The organism is Brevibacterium ihuae (assembly GCF_900184225.1).
GTDB classification, from domain to species: domain Bacteria; phylum Actinomycetota; class Actinomycetes; order Actinomycetales; family Brevibacteriaceae; genus Brevibacterium; species Brevibacterium ihuae.
Map to the genome: position 1 here is coordinate 616,769 of NZ_FXWZ01000003.1, position 19,541 is coordinate 636,309.

Here is a 19,541-nt window from a genome sequence, read left to right on the forward strand (position 1 = left end):
CGCCGGCTCAGCCGGTGATCGTCGCGATGACCTGCCCCTGCTCCACCGCATCACCGGGGCCGAGGTCGGCCAGCGCCACGGTGCCGGCGGCCGGGGCCGTGACGGGCGACTCCATCTTCATCGCCTCGATGACGGCGATCTCGTCACCGGCGGCCACCTCGGCCCCGTCCTCAACGTTGAAGCGCACGAGCGACCCGGCATAGCCGCAGGTCACCTCGGTGCCCTCACCGCCGGTCCGGCTATCGCCCGAGCCGCTCGAGGACGCGTCCCCGCCGCTCCCGGAACCGGACTCGGCTCCCGCGCCGCCGGCCGCCGCGCGGAGCACGTCCGCGGGCAGGACGAGCTCGTGGCGCCTCCCGTCGATCTCGATGGCGATCCGGGTGCGCTCGGCATAGGCCTCCTCGGCCTCGTCCTGCGCGGACTCGAGGCCGGGCTGGTACACGGCTTCGATCCACCCGGTGTGGACGTCGAGGGAGTCGCCGGTGAAATCGGGGTGATCGACGACATCGCGGTGGAAGGGCACGACGGTGCGGACGCCGGAGATCTCGAGCTCGGCGAGGGCGTCGCGGGCCCGGGCGAGGGCGACCTCACGCGAGGGCCCGTGGACGACGAGCTTGGCGATGAGCGAGTCGTAGCTGCCGGGCACCACCGAACCCGAGCGCACCCCGGAGTCGACCCGGATCCCGGGGCCGGTGGGTGCCGCGAAGGCGGTGACGGTGCCGGGGGCGGGGACGAAGCCGTGCGCGACGTCCTCGACGTTGATCCGGAACTCGAAGGCGTGGCCGCGGGGTTCGGGGTCCTCGCGCACCGTGAGCGGCTCGCCGGCGGCGATGCGGAACTGCTCGGCGACGATGTCGACGCCGGTCACCGCCTCGGTCACCGGGTGCTCGACCTGCACCCGGGTGTTGACCTCGAGGAAGGCGATGGTGCCGTCCTCAGCGAGGAGGAACTCGACGGTGCCCGCCCCGACGTACCCGGCACGGACGCACACGTCGCGCGCGCCGTCGACGATCCGCGCATGCTGGTCGGGGGTGAGGAACGGCGCGGGCGCCTCCTCGACGAGCTTCTGGTTGCGGCGCTGCAGAGAGCAGTCGCGGGTGCCGAGCACGACGGTGGTGCCGTGGGTGTCGGCGAGCACCTGCGCCTCGACATGCCGCGGACGCTCGAGGAACTTCTCGACGAAGCACTCCGCCCGGCCGAACGCCGCCTGGGCCTCGCGGCCGGCGGAGGCGAACGCCTCCTCGACGTCCTCGATGTCGTGGACGACCTTGAGTCCTCGGCCGCCGCCCCCGAAGGCCGCCTTGATGGCGATCGGCGTCCCGTGCTCGGCGGCGAAATCCCGGGCGGTCTGCCAGTCCTCGATCGGGTCGTCGGTGCCCGGGGCGAGAGGGGCGCCGACCTCCGAGGCGAGGCGCCGGGCGGTGACCTTGTTGCCGAGCAGGTCGATGGTGTCCGGACTCGGCCCGACCCAGGTGAGCCCGGCATCGATCACCGCGCGGGCGAAGTCGGCGTTCTCGGAGAGGAAGCCGTAGCCGGGGTGCACGCAGTCGGCCCCGGTGCGCGCGGCGACCTCGAGGAGGGCGGGCACGTTCATGTACGTCTCCGCCGCGTCCGCACCCGGCAGCGCGTACGCCTCGTCGGCGACGGCGGCGTGGAGCGCATCGGCATCCGGCTCGCTGTAGACGGCGATCGAGCGGATGCCGAGGTCGCGGGCGGCACGGGCGATGCGCACGGCGATCTCCCCGCGGTTGGCGATGAGCACGGCGGACAGGGTCATGGCGAGTCCTCGGTTTCAGCGGGTACGGAGCGGTCGTCGGCAGGAGCGGCGGCCTCCTTGCCTGCCGGGGCATCGGCTTCCTGGCCTGCCGGGGCCCCGGCCGAGCGCCCAGCTTGTGCGTCGGCCGAGGCGAGCGGTGCGAGATCGGTCGGGTCCACCGGCACGAAGGTCAGCCGGGCGCCCGGCGGCAGCTGGCCGAGGACGTCGAGGTCCTCGGCGACGACCGTCGCGATGACGGGGTAGCCGCCGGTCACCGGGTGGTCGGCGAGGAACACCACGGGCCGACCGTTCGGCGGGACCTGGACAGCGCCGGAGATCATCCCCTCGCTCGCCAGCTCCCCCTCCCGCTCGCGCTCGAGCGGGGCCTCGTCGTCCCCCGGGGCCAGCCGCAGCCCGACCCGGTTGGACTCCCCGGTGACCTCCCATGACACCCGGGCGAAGCGCGCCTGCTCCGCGGGTGCGAACCAGTCGGCGCGCGGCCCGAGCACGCAGCGCACCGCGGCACCCGGCCCGGTGACGCGCAGTGGGTTGGGCTCGGCCCCGCCCACCGCGGAGATCACCCCGGTCGCAGGGCGGGAGTCGCCCCCGGAGCCTCCCCCGCTCGCGGTCGCCTGCGGATCGGAAGACCGGCCGTCCGCCGCCGCACCGCCGGTACGCGGGCGGTTCCTGACCCTGAGCGTGTCCCCGGTCTTCACCGGATCGGGTCCGAGTCCCGACAGCAGGTCGGTGGCGGCCGAGCCGAGCACCTCGGCGGCGGCCAGCCCTCCGCGCACGGCGAGGTAGGAGCGCATCCCCTGGGTCCCCGGCCCCACGGTGAGTTCATCGCCGGTGCGCAGCAGCACGGGGTGGGCGAGGCGGTGGCGGCGCGGTTCGCCCGCACCCGAGGTGCGGCCGGGCATGACGGTGAGCGGCGCCTCGGCCCCGGTGACGGCGACGACGGTGTCGACGAGCGCGGTGATGCGCAGACCCCCGATGTTCTCGAGGAGCGCCGCGCCGCCGCCGTTGCCGACGAGGCGGTTGGCGGTCCAGGCCGAGCCGCGGTCGACGACCCCGGAGGACGCGACGCCCAGGTCCCCGTAGCCGGGGCGGCCGAGGTCCTCGACGAGGGTGAGGAGGCCGGAGTCCTCGACGGTGAGCACGGGCCTGCCGGCGGCGGCCCGATCAGCCGGGCCGGTGGACGAGGGCGAGACGGTCTCCCCGGACGGGGCCGCGTGTCCTCCCGCGTCCGCGCGTGCGTCCTCCTCGGCCGCCTGCGCAGCATGGTCCGCACCGTCCGGTCCGGCACCGCCTTCCGACCGCGGGCGCACGGCGCGATAGCGGACGGTGTCCCCGGAGGCGATGAGCGCCGGCGGCTCGGCGGACTCGTCCCACATCGGGGTGTCCGTGCGTCCGATGAGCTGCCACCCGCCCGGTGTCCGCCGGGGGTAGACGGCGGAGAACTCCCCGGCGAGCGCGACCGAACCGGGTGGAACCGCCGTGCGCGGAGAATCGCGGCGCGGCACATCCCAGTCGCCGGATTCCGCGATGCAGTACGTGAAGCCGGGGGCGAATCCGCCGAACGCTCCGGTCCAGGTCTCCGCCGTGTGCTTCTCGATGAGGCTGTCGGGAGTCAGCCCGAGGCTGTCGGCGAGCGCGGCGAGGTCCTCGCCGTCGTAGACGACGTCGAGGGTGATCTCCCGGCCCGATTCCCGCGCGGCGGAGGTCGGCGCGAAGTCCCGGAGGAACGCGAAGGCGTCCGCGGCAGCGGCCGGGGTGTTGGTCGTGAGAAGGATCGTCGAGGCGGCGGCGACGACACCGCGCTGCTCGGACAGCGGTTCGGCGCTGAGCGCGGCGTGCCACGTCATGACGTCGCCGAGGTCCGCGAGATCGACGAGCACCGCCCGCGTGCCCACGCGATGGACCGCGCGCGCCCGGCCGGCTACCGCCCCCTCGGCGCTCATGCGAAGCGACGGATCTCGATGCCCGCACCCTGCAGCGCATCGACGATGCGGCGGGAGAGGTCGACGGCACCGGGTGAGTCACCGTGGACGCAGAGGGATTCGGCATCGATCTCGACCGTACTGCCGTCGCGGGCGGTCACCGTCCCGTCCTGGGCCATCTGGACCACCCGGGCGGCGACCGCGTCGGGATCGCTCACCACGGCGTCGGCCTCACGACGGGAGACGAGGGTGCCGTCGGGGTTGTAGTTCCGGTCCGCGAAGGCCTCGCGGACGGTGCGCAGCCCGGCCTTCTCGGCCTTGTCGATCGCGACCGCCCCGGGAAGGAGGAGCACTGCGAGGTCCCGGCCGAAACCGCGGATCCCGTCGACCACCGCCTGCGCCTGCTCCTCGTGGTGGACGATCGTGTTGTAGAGAGCGCCATGGGGTTTGACATAGCTGACCTCGGTGCCCCGGGACCGGGCGAGCGCGTCGAGCGCACCGATCTGGTAGAGCACCTCGTCGGCGAGCTCGTGCGGATCCATGTCGATGAACCGCCGGCCGAAGCCGTGGATGTCGCGGTATCCGACGTGCGCGCCGACGGCCACCCCGCGACGGGCTGCCGCCTCGACGGTGCGGGCGATGTCGTGGGGGTCGCCGGAGTGGAATCCGCAGGCGACGTTCGCGCTCGACACGACCTCGATGATCGCCGCGTCGTCGCTCACCGGATTGCCGCCGACGGATTCGCCCAGATCGGAGTTCACGTCGATGGCAACCATGTCATCGTTCCTCTCGTCGGTGGAGCGGTGCGGCGGTGCCGGACGAACCCGGCCCGGCGGGTGCTCAGCCGGGACTGCGGCCCGCGCTCCCGGCCGGCGATCGTGCTTCGAGCCTAGCGCGGAACGAGGTCGGCGTCACGGGACGTGGAACGTCCGCGGGGAGGCAGCGGCATCTCGGGAGCGGCGGTTTTCCGGCTCTTCGCAGATGAGCGGGTAGGTGGTTGAGCGCGTTGGTCACCGGTTGAGGGTCGAGGCCTTCCGATGATGGAAGTTCTCACACTGACCATCTGCCGGAAGGCCTCGACGTGTTCCACGCTACCTTCGCGACCCCTGACCTCACGGTGTTCTGCCGTCTCGATGAACTCGGCCTCGAAGCCGTTGGCCAGTGTCTTGAACCGGATCGGGTGGTGATCGAGTGCCGGGTCTCGGAACCGGATCCGTGGTGCCTGGGCTGCGGCAGCCAGGCGCTGTCGCGCGGGACGGACACGCGCCTGCTCGCGCATGAGCCGTTCGGGCACCGCCCCACGACGTTGCTGGTCCGCGTGCGCCGCTACAAGTGCGCTGGCTGCGGGCGCTCCTGGCGCGAAGACCTCGCCGCGGCCGCGGCAGAGCGGGCGAAGCTGTCTCGTCGTGGGATGCGGTGGGCGCTGGAGGGCATCGTGCTTGACCATCTCACCGTCGCCCGCGTCGCCGCGGGCCTTGGCGTGTCCTGGCACACGGCGAATAACGCCGTCCTCGACGAAGGACGCCGACTCTTGATCGATGATCCGACCCGGTTCGACGGTGTTCGGGTGATCGACGTCGACGAGCACGTCTGGCGTCACACTCGTCGCGGTGACCGCTGCGTGACCGTGATCATCGACCTGACTCCGGTGCGCGAGAAGACGGGCCCCTCGCGGCTGCTGGACATGGTCGAGGGCCGCTCCAAGGCGGTATTCAAGACCTGGCTCGCCGCCCGCCCCGACCAGTGGAAGCGGAACGTCGAGGTCGTCGCGATGGACGGGTTCACCGGGTTCAAGACCGCCGCCGCGGAGGAGCTGCCCGACGCGCAGGCGGTGATGGACCCCTTCCACGTCGTGAGACTGGCCGGCGACGCCCTCGACCAGTGTCGCCGCCGTGTCCAACGCGACGCGTTCGGCAGGCGCAGCCGGAAAGACGACCCGCTCTACAAAGCCCGCCGCACCCTCCACACTGGTGCCAGCCTGCTCACTGAACGCCAGCAGGAACGCCTGGAAACACTGTTCGCCGACGAGCGGCACGCTGAGGTCGAGGCGACTTGGGGCATCTACCAGCGCATGCTCACCGCCTACAGGGAACCCGACCGGAAGCTCGGGAAGTTCGTCATGCGGTCCGTGATCGACGCCCTCGACAGCACTGTCCCGAACATGCTCGCGGAGCTGCGACGCCTCGGCCGCACCTTGAAGCAGCGCGCCGCCGACATCCTCGCGTTCTTCGACCGCCCCGGTACCAGCAACGGACCCACAGAGGCCATCAACGGCCGCCTCGAACACCTCCGCGGCTCCGCCCTGGGATTCCGAAACTTGAGCAACTACATCGCCCGGTCGCTGCTCGAGACCGGTGGATTCAGACCCCACCTACACCCTCAAATGCGATGAGCCTGAAAAACACCCCGGACCGCTGGTCCGGGGTGTTTCCGATGTGCTCGTACATCACAGCGCGGAGCCGGTGGGATTTGAACCCACGGTCCCCAATTCAAGGGACTCCACCTTAGCAGGGTGGTGCTTTCGGCCGCTCAGCCACGACTCCACTGTCGCGACGCGCGCGACCGACACAAGACTACTCGACCCGCCGCCGCCCCGGCAAAGCGGTCGCCGCTCCCTCACCTCGGCGATGTCCCCGCGAGCCGCGCGTCGAGCGACCCGCGAAAACGAGCCGGAACCGCGCAGCCTGACCTCACCTCGCGCCCACCCGGATTACACTGTTCCCACAGCTAACCGACGTACGCTCGGGCTTCGGCCGCCGTGCCATTCGAGTCCACCGCACGTTCACCGACCGGACGACAGTCCCCGCCGGGTCTCCACCCGCGCGTCACCGGTCGGACAGCACCAGCACCACGAGGAGCCCGCACTTGGCGAAGAACGAGGACGGGACGCCCGCAGAGCGTCCCGACGGTGAGCCGTCGACCCCGTCGTCGTTCCGCGCATCCAAGCGTCCGCGCCTCCGCGGCGAGGCCCAGGCCACCGGCATTCCTCGCACCTCGGGCTCCTCCACGGCGGCGTCCCGCGCCGAAGGGGACCAGGACGACCGGCCGGCCGGCCGCCCCGCACGCTCATCCGACTCCGCCGGGACCGAGCAGGCGCCCACAGGACCCGCGGCGAGCACCCCTCCCCCGCGGCCGGCCTCCGAGCACGCAGCCGCACCGCGCCACGCCACCCGCGCGAAGAGCTCACGCGAGAAGCGGACCTGGCCGCGCAGCCCGCGCGCCAAGGCGTCCCGTGCTGCCACCGCCTCGGCCCGCGCCGCCGGAACGTCCGCTCCCGGCGCATCCGATCGGAAGCCCTCGCTCTCGGCCTCGCTCGCTTCGGCCGCACGGGAGAAGAATCCGCACGCCCGGCACACCAGCCGTCGCGGGGACGCGTTCCCGCGCATCGTCGGGTGGACCACCCTCGGCACCCTGATCCCCGGTCTGGGCATCCTCCAGGCCCGCAACTCGAAGCTCGGCTGGGCGCTCTTCATCGGGTTCTTCGGCGCGATCCTCGCCGTCGTCGCCTTCGTCGTCTACCGCGGGCCGCTCCGCGCCGCCAGCCGCATCATCGCCAGCCCCAACCTCCTCAACGTCTCCGCCGTCCTCCTCACCCTCGCCGCCCTCGTGTGGTTCATCGTGATCTTCCGGACGTACCGCGAACAGCGCCGCGGCACCGAGCTGCGCGGCTCCCAGCGAGCGCTCGCGGGAGTGCTCGTCGCCTCGCTCGTCGCCTGCGTGGGCATCCCCCTCCTCGTCGGGGCGAGCTATGCCCGCGTGCAGTCGGACACCGTCGCCACCGTTTTCGGCAACCAGGGCGGGCCGGTCGTCGACAAGGACGACCTGTGGGCCGAGCAGCCCCGCATCAACGTCTTCCTCATCGGGCGCGACTCCGGGGAGAGCCGCGAGGGTACCCGGCCCGACACCATGCTCGTCGCCTCGATCGACACCGCATCCGGAGCCACCACCCTGATCTCCGTCCCCCGCAACCTCGGGCTCCCGGTGTTCCCCGAGGGATCCCAGCTCGACTCGGTGTTCCCCGAGGGCTTCAACGCCTACGGCTACAGCGAGAGCATGATCAACGCGGTCTGGACCTGGGCCGAGGAGTACCCCGAGCAGGTCGGCGACACCGGCGGCCTCGAGCCGGGGATGTACGCCACGATGCAGGCGGTCGAGGGATCGCTCGGCCTCGGGCTCGACTACTGGGCCTCGGTCGACATGAAGGGCTTCGAGGACGTCATCGACGCGATCGGCGGCGTCGAGATCGACGTCGAGCGGCCGATCCCGATGGGCGGCGGCACCAACCTCAACACCGGCCTCAAGAACGAGGTCTTCAACTGGATCGCACCCGGTCCGCAGACCCTCACCGGCTTCGAGGCGCTGTGGTACGTCCGCTCCCGCGAGGGCAGCGACAACTACGACCGGATGTGCCGCCAGCAGCGCATGATCAAGACGACGATCGATCAGATCGACCCGCAGGAGGTCGCCGTCGCCTACCCGCGCCTGGCCGGCAGCGCGGGCGAGAACATCGCGACGAGCATCCCCCAGCAGGAGGTCAACGCCTTCATCGAGCTCGCGGTCGCGATGCAGCAGTCGGAGATCAAGTCCGCCCAGATCAACAACGACGTCGTCAACACCGTGCAGCCGGATTACGCCGCGCTCCACGCCTGGGTCCAGGAGCAGATCGACCCGCAGGAGCCCAGCCAGGCCGAGGCGGACGCCACCGGGGAGGAGACCGCGGCGGAAGAGCCGTCGGAGCCCGCCGCCGAGCCGACCCCCGAAGAGCCGACCGCGGAGGCGACCGAGAACCCGGCACCGGGCGTCGAGGACTCCGCAGGCCAGTGCTTCCCCGACTGGTACACCCCGGGCGACCCGTGGCCGGGCTACCCGGGCAACCCCGACCCGAATGCACCCGCGACCGCCCCGGAGCAGGGACTCGACGAGGGAGCGGGAGCCGGCCAGTGACGGCCGAGGCACCCGCCGACACCGCGACCGCCGCCCGGTCGCCGGCCCACCGGATCGCGATCATCGGCGCCGGTCCGCGCGGCCTCACCGTCTACGAGCGCCTCGTCGCCCTCGCGCGTAAGGACAGCACCCCGGATCCCCGACCGCTCGAGATCCACCTCATCGATCCCTACCCGCCGGGGGCGGGCATCGTGTGGCGCACGGATCAGGACCCGGACCTCCTGATGAATACGACGATCGGCGAGCAGACGGTGTTCCCCGATCCCAGCTGCGAGGTGTCGCCCGCCTCGACGGGGCCGGACATGGGCACGTGGTACCGCGCTCGCGGGGGCGAGGCGGACCCCGACTCGACCTTCAGCACCCGCGTCCTCTACGGCGAATACCTCACCTGGGCCTACGAACACATCCTCGACGGCGCTCCCGACCACGTCACCACCGTCCACCACCCGCAGGCGGCGACCGCCATCATCGAACCCACCGGGGTCGAATCCGCCGGCGCCGCACCTCGGGAGCGCACCCAGCTCATCCGCCTCACCGACACCACCACGGTGTCCGCCGATGCCGTCGTGCTCGCGGTCGGCCACATCCCCGCGGAGCTCAACGACGAGCGCGCCGCCTTCGCCCGGTACGCCCGCTCGGGCCGCCTGACGTACCTGCCGCCGGACCTGCCCGCCGAGGCGCCCGTCGAGCGCCTCGAAGCAGGCGAGCGGGTGATCTTCCGCGGATTCGGCCTCAACTACTTCGACCTGCAGACCGTGCTCACCGTCGGCCGCGGCGGGAGGTTCGTCGAGCAGGAAGGCGAACCGGGCGCGCTGCGGTACATCCCGAGCGGCCGCGAGCCGATCCTCGTCCCCTCCTCCCGACGCGGCGTGCCGTACCGGAGCAAGCCGATCACCCCCGACCACCCGCTCACCGACTACCGGCTGCGGTACTTCACCCCGGAGAGCATCGACCGGCTCGCCGGGCAGGACGCGTCTCTCCACTTCAACGATCAGCTCTGGCCGCTCGTCCTCGCCGACCTCCGCCGCGCCTGGTACGCCGCGCTCGCCCTCTCGGAGCCCGAGGCCTTCGCCGCGGATCCGGGTCGCATCACCGAAGCGCTCGCGGAGGGCGTCGACCGCCACCTCAGCCGCCGGTCCCGTGTCGAGGCGGGCAAGTCCGCCCACCGGCCCGGCCGACTGACGAGCGCCTCCCCGGCGTGGTCGGCGATCGAGGCCGAGGTGCTCGCGGATCCCGGTCGTGCCCTCGACCTCCACTCCCTGCTCCGCCCGCTCGAAGGGGCCAGGTTCGCGACGCGCGGGGGCGCCTCGGGCGCGCCCGACTCGCTCACCGCCTGGATGCTCGACTTCCTGCGCAGCGACCTCGCCGCCTCGCACCTCGGCCCCGAGCGATCCCCGGAGAAGGCCCTGTTCGCGGTCCTCTGGGCCGCCCGCGCCTATCTCAAGGAGCTCGTGGCGGACGGCCGGATCGACCGCACGAGCTTCGTCACCGAGGTTCGCGGCTGGTTCGAGGACTTCGTGTCCGGGATCTGCGACGGCCCTCCCCCGCAGCGCTTCGCCGAGCTCATCGCGCTCACCGAGGCCGGGCTGGTCGAGTTCGTCGGGCCCGAGGTGCGGATCACCACCGCGCGCGCCGGCGCCCCCGCAGCGTTCTCCGCCGCCTCGCCGGCACTCGACACCCCGATCACCGCGCGGGCCCTCGTCGACGCCGCCTCGCCCGCCAATCAGGTCCGCTATGCGGCGGACACGCTGATCTCCGGGATGCTCGAACGCGGTCAGCTCGCCGTCGCGGTGCACCATCGCGCCGACGGCAGCCTGCAGCCGCTCAGCGGTATCGAGGTCGCGGGTCCCGCGCACCGCACGGTCGACGTCCACGGGCGGGTCCATCCGCATCGGCACTGTCTGTCGATCCAGCTCTCGGCTGTGCAGCTGGGGCTCGCCATCGCGGCGAATCCGGGCAAGCGTGCCCGATCGCTCATCGATGCCCACCGCATCGCCGAGGCGATCCTCGCCTCCGTCCCCGGCTGAGGCTCTCCGCGGGCGTCGACCTGCCGATTGAGACTGCAACTTCCGAAGGTTCCGCTCTCAGGAACCTTCGGAAATTGCACTCTCAGGCGGGGGCGAGGCGGGAGGCCTGGCCGGCGGTGAGCGTGCGTCCCCGGGCCACGGCGATGAGCGCCGCCCCGGCGCCGATGACGAGCCAGCCGAACAGCCCGGCCCAGGCCGCTCCGAGGCCCGGCGCACCCGTCGCGATCGCCGTCAGCCCGTCGAAGGCGGGGGTGAGGGGGAGGAACGGGGCGACCGCTCGGAAGAACTCCGGGGTGGCGCCGAGCGCCCTGCCGGCCACCGCGAGCACGACGAGAGCAACCGAGATGAAGCGGCCGATGCCGCCGAACCACGCAACGAGCGCATAGTTCACCACCATGAACACGATGCCGGCGAAGATCGCGAGCAGCAACAGTGCGGAGAGGTCGAAGATCCCCAGGTCGAGCACGATCTGCCCCAGGACGGTGAGGACCACCGCCTGGACCACGGCGATGAGCAGACCGGGCAGCAGGCCCTTGGCCATGATCGCCCACGACGGCCTCCGCGAGGTCACCGCGGTGGCCGACACCGCGCGGATCACCGTGTAGGTGATGAGCGCACCGAGCCACAGCGCCATGACGAGGAGGAGCGCAATGGTCGACGCCTGCGAGATCGAGCCGAGCAGGCCGTCGTCGGAGGCCACCGGCTCGGACACCACGGTCGCGAGCCGGTCGCGCTCGGGCGCGGTGTAGGACGGGATCTGATCCTGTCCCTCCTCGAGGCCGTCGGCGAGCTGCCGGGTGCCGTCGGCGAGCTCCCCGGCGCCCTCGTCGAGCTCGCCGAGTCCGGTCGCCATGTCACCGGCGCCGGTGGCGAGCTGCCCCACGCCGTCGGTGTACGCGCCGAGTCCGGTCGCGAACTCCCCGGCGCCGGTCGCGAGCTCGTCGGCGCCGTCGGCGAGCTGCCCCGAGCCGTCGGCGAGCTGCGAGGCGCCGTCGGCGAGCTCATCGGTGCCGTCAGCGAGCTGCGAGGCACCGTCGGCGAGCTGCGAGGCGCCGTCCGCGGACGCGGAGATGCCGTCGCTCAGATCGCCCATGCCGTCGGCGAGCTGGTCGGTGCCGTCGGCCAGGCCGGAGGCGCCGTCGCGGAGCTGCTGCGAGCCGTCGAGGAGCTCATCGGAGCGGCCGGTGAACTCCTCGAGTCCCTCGATGAGCCCGGTGAGCGCGGCGCCGAGGCCGTCGGCGAGCTCCTGGATGCCGTCGTCGAGCTGCGAGGCACCCTCGTCGAGCCCGTCGAGTCCGGAGTTGATCGACTGACCGGTCTGCGGGTCCTGCTGGTCGAGGCCGGCCGAGGCGCCCTCGAGCGCCCCGGAGGTGCCGCTCAGCAGCCCGGTGACGAAGGCGCGCTCGATGCCGGCACACACCTCGTCCGGGGTGCGGGCGGGGCACAGCTCGGCGCGCGTGCCCTCGGCCTCGGCGGCGGTCATGAAGCCGGCGGCCACGAGGTCGTCGAGGCTCGTCGCGGTGGACGCGAGATCGCCGGCCGCGGCGGCCTGGTCGTCGAGTCCCTGCTGGTAGTCGGCGAGTCCGTCGTTGACGGCGGACACCCCGTCGGAGAGCTGCGAGGATCCCGCGGCGAGCTCGTCGAGACCCTCGGTGAGGTCCTCGACGGAGCCGCCCTCCCCGCCGGTGTCGAACTCGCTGAGGCCCCGGACGAGCTCATCGATCCCGGAGGTGTACTCGTCGACGCCGTCGGACAGCTGGGAGGCGCCGTCGGCGAGCTGCCGGGTCTGGTCGGGCAGCTCGGCGGTCTGGTCGGCCATCTGGCCGAGCCCGTCGGAGAGCTCCCCGGTGCCGTCTGACAGCTCCCGCGCACCGGTGGCGAGCGCCCCGGTGCCCTCGGAGAGCTCGCCGGCGCCGTCGGACAGCTCCCGCGCGCCCGAGGCGAGACCGCCGGCGCCCGAGGAGATCCCGTTCGCGCCCTCGACGAGCGGGGCCGAGCCCGCGTCGAGCTGCTCGGCGCCATCGGCGTAGGCGACCGCGCCCTCGGCGGCGGCACCCGTGCCCTCGGCGAGCTGCTCGGTGCCGTCGGCGAGCTCGCCCGAGGCGTCGGCGACCTCGCGGAACTGGTCGCCCATCTCGTTGAACCCGAGGTAGATCCCGTCGAGGTACTGCTCGGTGAATCCCGCGTTGAACTGCCCACGCGCTGCCTCGGCGACTGCCTGGCCGATCGTCGCGTCGGCGAGCGGGGACACCTTCGAGGACTCGACGTCGATCGTCGCCTGGCGGGCGAGCATCGGGTCGTCCTCGGAAGTCGACATCACCGCCCGCGAGAAGCCCTCGGGGATAGTGATGACGGCGGCGTAGTCGCCCGCGGCCAGCCCGTCGGCGGCATCCTCGTCATCGGACAGCACCCATTCGAGGTTGTCCTCCTCGGAGTCGACGAGGCCGGCCGACAACTGCCGGCCGAGCGGCACGGTCTGTCCGTCGATCTCGGCGCCCTCGTCGTTGTTGACGACGGCGGCGCGCACGGTGTCGAGGCGATCGTTCGCCTGCCACGTGGCGAACACGAATCCGGCGGCGATGATCACCGGGACGAGGATGAGTCCAATGATCGAGAACCAGGTGACGGGGCGGCCGGTATCGGCCCGTTCGAAGAGAGCCATCAGCGGTGTCCTCCGATGAGTTGCGCGTGGTCGGGTCGGTCTCGACGGTCATCCGTCCCCGCTGCGTCCGGCCGGCCGGTGCCGCGGTGGTCGTCGAGGTCGAGGAACGTGTATGCGGTGTGCGGCGGGACCATCCAGTCCGCCTGCGGGTGGCTGACGGCGAGCACGACCGCCGAGCCGGCGTCGACCGCGGCCGCCACGAGCGCGCTGACGAGCTCGGCGGTCTCCGGGTCGGCGGGCTGGTCGGCGCGCTCGACAACGAGGAGCTCGGGCGGGTTCTGGGCGAGCGCCCGGAGGCGCTTCGGCCCCGCGCTCACCGCGGGATCCGCGGAGCTCACCACGACGAGCGGCGTGCGCGACCGCACGCGGCCGGCCTGCTCGGGCATGACGAACGCACCGATCTTGAGCTCACCGCGGTCGAGCGGGAGCCGGCCGGAGAGGGCGAGCAGCAGAGCCCGGCTGCCGCGTCCGGTGGTGACGAGCACGTCCCCGGGGCGGAGCGCGACGTCGACGCCGTCGAACACCGGGCGCGGCGCCCCCGGGCCGCCGGAGTCGACGCCGAGTCCTTCGCCATACACCCGGTAGTCTGCGCCCGGCTCCGGCCAGTCGCGGAGCTCGACCTGGTGGAACAGGCCCTCCCCCTCGACGTCGAACTGAGGCATCATCCGGTCGAGCCACTTCGGGATGCGCCAGGCATGATCCCCGAGCAGCGCCATGACCGCGGGAACGAGAGTCATGCGGACGATAAACGCGTCGACGAACACGCCCACGGCGAGCGCGAGCGCGATCGACTTGATGATCGCCTCGCCCGCGGGCACGAAGGCGCCGAACACGGAGATCATGATGACCGCGGCCGCGGTGACGACGCTCGCCGAGCCGAGGAAGCCCCTGCGGACCGCTTCGCGTGCGCCCGCGCCGTGGACGTGGGCCTCGCGCATGCCGGAGACGAGGAACAGCTCGTAGTCCATCGCGAGACCGAACAGGATGCCCATGAGGATGATCGGCAGGAAGCTGATGACCGGTCCGGTCTGCGCGATGCCCATGACCGACGACAGCCAGCCGTCGTGGAACACGAGGACGACGGCGCCGAACGCGGTGACGACGCTGAGCAGGTAGCCCACGGTCGCCTTGATCGGCACCCAGATCGAGCGGAACACCATGGTGAGGAGCACGACCGAGAGCCCGACGACGAAGATGCCGAAGGGCAGCAGAGCCTTGCCGAGCTGGTCGGACACGTCGATCGCGACGGCGGTGTAGCCGGTGACCGCGGTGTCGAAGCCGTAGTCGTCCTCGATCTGCGGGGCGAGACCCCGAAGGTCCTCGACGACCTGGTTGGTGCGGTGGTCGTCGGGCGCGAACTCGGGGATGATCTGCACGATCCCGGTGTCGGCGGTCCGGTTGGGGGTGGCCATGACGACGGAGTGGACGCCGTCGACGGCCTCGATGTCCTCGGCCAGGGACTCCATGTCGCCGAGCGGGTCGGTGGAGGAGATGATGCCGGCGGTCATGACGAGCGGGCCGTTGAAGCCGGGGCCGAAGTGCTCCTCGATGAGGTCGTAGCTCGTCTTGGCCGGGGTCCCCTCCTCGGCGCCGCCGTTGTTCGGCAGGGCGAGCTCGAGGCGCTGGGCGGGAATCGCGAAGAGCCCGAGCCCGACGATGATGAGGACGACGGTGAGCGCCGGGACCTTCGTCGCGACGGTCTCCCAGGCGCCGAACAGCCGCCGGTCGAAGCGCGGCTTCTCGGTGCCGTCGCGGCGCGCCTTCCGGGGCTTGGGCCGCAGCTTCTCCCCGCCGAAGCCGAGCAGGGCCGGGACCAGGGTGACGGCGATGAAGACGGCGATCGCGACGGTGATCGCTGCGGCCACGCCCATGACGGTGAGGAAGGGGATGCCGGCGACGCTGAGGCCGACGAGCGCGATGATCACCGTGGTGCCGGCGAACACGACGGCCGAGCCCGAGGTGGCCGTCGCCCGGGCGGCGGCCTCCTCCGCGGAGTGCCCGTCTGCCATGAGGTCGCGGGCCCGGTAGATGATGAAGAGCGCGTAGTCGATGCCGACGGCGAGGCCGAGCATGAGGGCGAGCATCGGGGTCGTCGAGTTCACCACGAAGAAGCCGGTGGCGAGCACGATGAGGACCATCCCGATCGCGACACCGAGGATCGCGGTGACGAGAGGCATGCCGGCGGCCCGCAGCGAGCCGAGGGTGAAGAGGAGGACGACGAAGGCGACGACGACGCCGATGGCCTCGACCCAGGACAGGTGCACCCCGGTGACGCCGAACAGCTCACCGCCCGGGGAGGCCTGGGTGCCCTCGGGCAGGTCCGCGACGAGGGCGTCGGTGGCCTCGGCGAGGGCGTCCTTGACCGGGTCGCCGAGCTCGGCGACCGCGCCGTCGTACTGGATGTTGACGAGCGCGGCCCGGTCGTCGTCGGAGATCACGCCCTCGATTCCGTCCATGAACGGCGAGGTCGCTGAGTTGACGGAGTCGAGTTCGCCGAGCTCGTCGGCGAAGTCCTCGAGGGCGCTGCGGTAGGGCTCGGCGGTGATGTCGTCCCCTTCGGCGGCGACGACGACCACCTGCGCGGCGGTGCCGCTGACCTCGGGGAAGGTGAGGGCGAGCGAGTCGAGTGCCTGCTGCGACTCCGAGCCGGGCAGGGTGAAGTCGTCGTCGAAGTCACCGGCGAGCAGTCCGGCGAGGCCGCCGAGCACGACGAGCAGCACGAGCCAGACCGCGAGCACGGTCTTCCGGCGGCGGAAGGCGGCCCGTCCGAGGTCGTAGAGGAATGAGGACACAGCACCACTCTCGATACACAAATGTATTGGATACAGTTGTGTATTATTCTGGTCCGTAGGCCGCATGGCAAGTTGGTACGAATGATGAGGGCATGACGGATCGATGAACACCGTGGACAGCGGCTGGGCCGCTCCCGCCGTGCGCCCGAAGCGCACCGAGACCGCTGCGGCGCGCATGCTCGCCGGGGACGAGCAGGAGATCTCGCCGCGGCGCCGCCGCACTCGGACGAAGCTCATCGACGCCGCGATCCCGCTCCTCGCCGCGAAGGGCGTGGCCGGCACCTCGATCGAGGAGTTCGCCGAGGCCGCCGGGATGACGCGCGGCGCCTTCTATTCGAACTTCTCCTCCCGCGACGAGCTCGTGCTCGCGGTGTGCGACGCCGGGATCTCGCGGGCGATGGAGAGGGTCAATGCCGTCGCGGACACCGGGCTCGACGAGATCCTCGGCGCCGTCGGCACCGCGGACACGGATCCGCACACATTCATCGAGCTCGCTGTCGAACGCTTCTTCACCGAGAGCCCGGAGTCGGCCGAATGGGTCCTCGCGGAACGGGAGATCCACCTCCACGCGATGCGCGTCCCGGAGCTGCGGGGGAAGTTCGACGAGCTGCTCGACGCGCACTTCCAGCAGTTCGCCACGGTCATCGGGGCGGTGCTCGACCGGCTGGGCGGACGGGCGACGATCCCGATGCCCGAGCTCGTCGAGCTCCTCGCAACCGTCACCAAGGAGGCCTCGATGAAGGCGATCCCGGACTGGAGCGGATCCGGACCGCTGCGCATCGACCCGCGCCCGACCACCCGGATCCTCCAGGCGTTCACCGTCTTCGAGCCGGACTGCTGCGGCTGATCGGCCGCGACCGGCGATCACCTCCCGCACCCGGCGCCGGCCCGCACCGTCGCGCCGGACGGCCGCGGCCCGCCCGCGCCCACTACGCTGGGTCCATGACCTCTCAGACCCCCTCACCGGCCGCCCAGCGCGCCGAGTTCCAGGCCTTCCTGTCCAACATGCCCGTCAAGCTCGGCTCCTTCGTCGCCGCCGACCTCCCGCGCTCGATCACCGTGGGCGAGGGCGAGGAGAAGGAGTTCCGCAAGGACTTCTCCCCCGCATCCCTGCCCTGGGTCGAGGCCTACACCCTCGCCAAGCTCCCTGCGCCGGCGGCGGTGGCGGCACCGGAGAACCAGCCGTTCTCCGAGGGCGTCATCCGCTACGTCGGGGAGACCCTGCTGCGCACGGTGGGCGGCACGTGGGACACCGACCCGGAGGGCGGGACCGGTGACGGGATGCCGTTCATCCGCCCCGACTCCCCGGCCGGAGAGGCCGCGGGACAGCCGATCTCGCTCATCTCCCTCCTCATGACCGCCGCGCAGCAGCGCCGCGGGGACGTGTTCGTCACCGCCCTCGCCGGCGCGCTGTCGGAGTTCGGCGAGGAGGGCGCCCCGTTCCGGTCGAGCACCGGGATCGACCTCTCCGCCGGAGGGGAGAAGCCCACGCAGGTCGAGCAGGACCACCTCGACGCGTTCCTCAGCGGCGTCGAGCCGGCGATCGCCGCCTGGATCCAGGAGCAGGGCGGCGGGATGGAGGTGTGGCAGTACGGTCGCGAGGCACTCGACCGACTCGCCGCCGATCTCCGCGAGCGCTACGACTCCGCCGGGGACATGGACGACCCGGACGAGCAGGCATACCTCGCGGGGGCGGTGCGCTACGCCGGGGAGGTCATCCGGCGCGCCGGACTCGGCACCTGGCGCTTCGGCGCGGAAGCCTCCGCCGAGGACCCGCACGCCGGACAGCCGTACGTGCGCTTCGCCGGAACGGACGGGGCGGAGGGCTTCGACGTCGTCCCGCGGCAGGAGCTCCGCCGCACGCTCGACGACGCGTCGGCGCTCGTCGACGCCTACGATCGCGCCACGGCGGCCCGGCCCGCGGTCTGAGCGACCGCCGGCCTCAGATCTCCGGATGCCTCCGGTGGTGGCCGGTGGCCGTCTCGAACGCGTGGGCGACCCGGAGCAGCTCGACGTCGCGCCCCGGCGCGGCGACGATCTGGAGACCGACCGGCAGCCCCTCGGCGGAGAACCCGGCGGGCACGGAGATCGCCGGGCACCCGGTCGCGGAGATCAGCGTCGCCGCGCGCATCCAGTCGAGGTAGGTCTCGAGCGGGCGGCCGGCGATCTCGGTGGGGTATTCGATCTGCGCGTCGAAGGGCAGCACCTGGGAGCTCGTCGTGACGAGCACGTCGTGCTCGCCGAAGAAGTCCCGCACCGCCGTGTGCAGGCGGGTGCGCGCCCGGTCCTTGGCGATGAGGTCGTCGGCGGTGAGCGCGAGCCCGCGCTCGGTGTTCCACACGACGGTCTCCTTGATCTCGCTGCTCCGGGCGCGGACGAGATCACCCCAGTTGAGAGCGAAGTCGTAGGCGCGCTGGACGTCGAACACCGCGTCGGCGTCGTCGAGCCCGATGCAGGCCTCGTCGACCTGCGCGCCGAGCTCCGCGAGCACCGGGGCGGCGGCCCCGACGATGTCGAGCACCGCGGGATCCACCGCAATGCGCCCGCCGAGTTCGGGCGCGAACCCCACCCGCACCCCGGTCAGGTCGGGGTCGTCGTCGGCGCCGAGCCGGAACTCGGGCAGGTCGAACACCGCACCCGGCTCGGCGATCGATCCGGGGCCGCGGGGGTCCGGGCCGCACCCGGCCTGCATGAGGAGAGCGACATCGCCCACGGTCCGCGCCATGAAGCCCGACTGCGAGAGCCACGCCCAGGGGTGCTGCGGGGCGAGGTGCGGGATCCGGCCGTTCGAGGGCCGCATCCCCACGACGTTGTTGAAGGAGCCGGGGATCCGCAGCGAACCGCCCATGTCGGAGCCGTCCCCGGAGGCCTGGACGCCCGCCGCGATCACCGCACCCACCCCGCCGGAGGAACCGGCAGCGGACCGGGTCGGGTCGTAGGGGTTGACCGTCGTGCCGAACAGCGGGTTGAAGGTGTGGGAGCCGGCGGCGAACTCGGGGACGTTCGTCTTGCCCGTCGTGTTCACGCCGGCCGCCCTGAGGCGGGCGATGACGAGCGAGTCGGTCTCCGGGATCTGCTCGGCGAAGATCGGGGAGCCGAGCGTCGTGCGCATCCCCGCCGTGTGGTGGGTGTCCTTGTGGGTCATCGGCACGCCGTGGAGGAGCGGGAGCCGCTCGCCGGCGGCGTAGGCCCTGTCGGCCTCGGCGGCGCGCGCCCGAGCACCCTCGGGGTCGAGGGTGACGACGGCGTTGAGCGTCGGGTTGACCTCCGCGATGCGGTCGAGGTGGTCGTCGAGCGCCTCGACCGCGCTGAGCCGGCCGGTCCCGAGGAGATGGGCGAGCTCCCGCGTGGAGAGCCAGGTGAGTTCGCTGGTCATGGGAGGCCTTCCGACGGTCGGTGCCGCGCCGGACGGCGCGGCCG

General features: G+C 72.2%; 11 protein-coding genes and 1 tRNA gene. 5 read left to right on the plus strand and 7 right to left on the minus strand.

What is annotated here, in order from left to right; all coding sequences use genetic code 11:
• Window positions 1-7: 7 nt before the first annotated feature.
• Genes C1A17_RS08195 through C1A17_RS08205 form a run of 3 tightly spaced genes read right to left on the minus strand, consistent with a single transcriptional unit; the run spans window position 8 to window position 4,472 of the window.
• Window positions 8-1,777 carry an acetyl/propionyl/methylcrotonyl-CoA carboxylase subunit alpha gene (locus C1A17_RS08195; RefSeq protein WP_101652547.1) on the minus strand — a complete coding sequence of 590 codons (1,770 nt, stop codon included), beginning with the start codon at window positions 1,775-1,777 and terminating at the stop codon, window positions 8-10.
• Window positions 1,774-3,717 (minus strand): 5-oxoprolinase subunit B/C family protein, encoded by a 1,944-nt coding sequence (locus C1A17_RS08200; protein WP_101652548.1) that lies wholly within the window; start codon window positions 3,715-3,717, stop codon window positions 1,774-1,776. The genes C1A17_RS08195 and C1A17_RS08200 overlap by 4 nt, the downstream gene beginning before the upstream one ends.
• A complete protein-coding gene (locus C1A17_RS08205; protein WP_101652549.1) occupies window positions 3,714-4,472 on the minus strand; it encodes a LamB/YcsF family protein in 759 nt (252 codons plus the stop codon). Before C1A17_RS08205 ends, C1A17_RS08200 begins: the two co-directional genes overlap by 4 nt.
• A gap of 305 nt (window positions 4,473-4,777) precedes the next feature.
• Between C1A17_RS08205 and C1A17_RS08210 the strand changes: the two genes are divergently transcribed.
• Window positions 4,778-6,088, plus strand: a complete 1,311-nt coding sequence (locus C1A17_RS08210) for an ISL3 family transposase (RefSeq protein ID WP_101652550.1) — start codon at window positions 4,778-4,780, stop codon at window positions 6,086-6,088.
• Between the two features lie 62 nt (window positions 6,089-6,150).
• On the opposite strand, the gene C1A17_RS08215 is transcribed toward C1A17_RS08210, so the two are convergent.
• Window positions 6,151-6,239, minus strand: a tRNA-Ser gene (locus tag C1A17_RS08215).
• Window positions 6,240-6,561: 322 nt separating this feature from the next.
• On the opposite strand from C1A17_RS08215, the gene C1A17_RS08220 reads away from it, so the two are divergent.
• Window positions 6,562-8,640 (plus strand): LCP family glycopolymer transferase, encoded by a 2,079-nt coding sequence (locus C1A17_RS08220; protein ID WP_101652551.1) that lies wholly within the window; start codon window positions 6,562-6,564, stop codon window positions 8,638-8,640.
• On the plus strand, window positions 8,637-10,667 hold the full coding sequence (locus tag C1A17_RS08225; protein ID WP_101652552.1) for an FAD/NAD(P)-binding protein: 2,031 nt from the start codon (window positions 8,637-8,639) through the stop codon (window positions 10,665-10,667). The genes C1A17_RS08220 and C1A17_RS08225 overlap by 4 nt, the downstream gene beginning before the upstream one ends.
• A gap of 82 nt (window positions 10,668-10,749) precedes the next feature.
• Here C1A17_RS08225 and C1A17_RS08230 read toward each other — a convergent pair whose 3' ends face one another.
• Window positions 10,750-13,329 carry a YhgE/Pip domain-containing protein gene (locus C1A17_RS08230; protein WP_101652553.1) on the minus strand — a complete coding sequence of 860 codons (2,580 nt, stop codon included), beginning with the start codon at window positions 13,327-13,329 and terminating at the stop codon, window positions 10,750-10,752.
• On the minus strand, window positions 13,329-16,121 hold the full coding sequence (locus C1A17_RS08235) for an MMPL family transporter (protein WP_101652554.1): 2,793 nt from the start codon (window positions 16,119-16,121) through the stop codon (window positions 13,329-13,331). The genes C1A17_RS08230 and C1A17_RS08235 overlap by 1 nt, the downstream gene beginning before the upstream one ends.
• Before the next feature lie 103 nt (window positions 16,122-16,224).
• Here C1A17_RS08235 and C1A17_RS08240 point away from each other — a divergent pair, with 103 nt between their 5' ends.
• Together C1A17_RS08240 and C1A17_RS08245 are read left to right on the plus strand one after the other, a co-directional pair.
• The gene (locus C1A17_RS08240) at window positions 16,225-16,968 is read left to right on the plus strand and encodes a TetR/AcrR family transcriptional regulator (RefSeq protein WP_101652555.1); all 744 of its coding nucleotides are present in this window, start codon (window positions 16,225-16,227) and stop codon (window positions 16,966-16,968) included.
• Between the two features lie 95 nt (window positions 16,969-17,063).
• Window positions 17,064-18,050, plus strand: a complete 987-nt coding sequence (locus C1A17_RS08245; protein ID WP_101652556.1) for a hypothetical protein — start codon at window positions 17,064-17,066, stop codon at window positions 18,048-18,050.
• Between the two features lie 13 nt (window positions 18,051-18,063).
• Here the strand turns inward: C1A17_RS08245 and C1A17_RS08250 are convergent, their stop codons facing one another.
• Window positions 18,064-19,497 carry an amidase gene (locus C1A17_RS08250; protein WP_101652557.1) on the minus strand — a complete coding sequence of 478 codons (1,434 nt, stop codon included), beginning with the start codon at window positions 19,495-19,497 and terminating at the stop codon, window positions 18,064-18,066.
• Between the last annotated feature and the right edge of the window lie 44 nt (window positions 19,498-19,541).

What these genes read in the sequence shown, in the direction of transcription:
- C1A17_RS08195 (WP_101652547.1), bottom strand. Translation starts at nt 1,777, where the DNA reads ATGACCCTGTCCGCCGTGCTCATCGCCAACCGCGGGGAGATCGCCGTG.
- C1A17_RS08200 (WP_101652548.1), bottom strand. Translation starts at nt 3,717, where the DNA reads ATGAGCGCCGAGGGGGCGGTAGCCGGCCGGGCGCGCGCGGTCCATCGC.
- C1A17_RS08205 (WP_101652549.1), bottom strand. Translation starts at nt 4,472, where the DNA reads ATGGTTGCCATCGACGTGAACTCCGATCTGGGCGAATCCGTCGGCGGC.
- C1A17_RS08230 (WP_101652553.1), bottom strand. Translation starts at nt 13,329, where the DNA reads ATGGCTCTCTTCGAACGGGCCGATACCGGCCGCCCCGTCACCTGGTTC.
- C1A17_RS08240 (WP_101652555.1), top strand. Translation starts at nt 16,225, where the DNA reads ATGAACACCGTGGACAGCGGCTGGGCCGCTCCCGCCGTGCGCCCGAAG.
- C1A17_RS08245 (WP_101652556.1), top strand. Translation starts at nt 17,064, where the DNA reads ATGACCTCTCAGACCCCCTCACCGGCCGCCCAGCGCGCCGAGTTCCAG.
- C1A17_RS08250 (WP_101652557.1), bottom strand. Translation starts at nt 19,497, where the DNA reads ATGACCAGCGAACTCACCTGGCTCTCCACGCGGGAGCTCGCCCATCTC.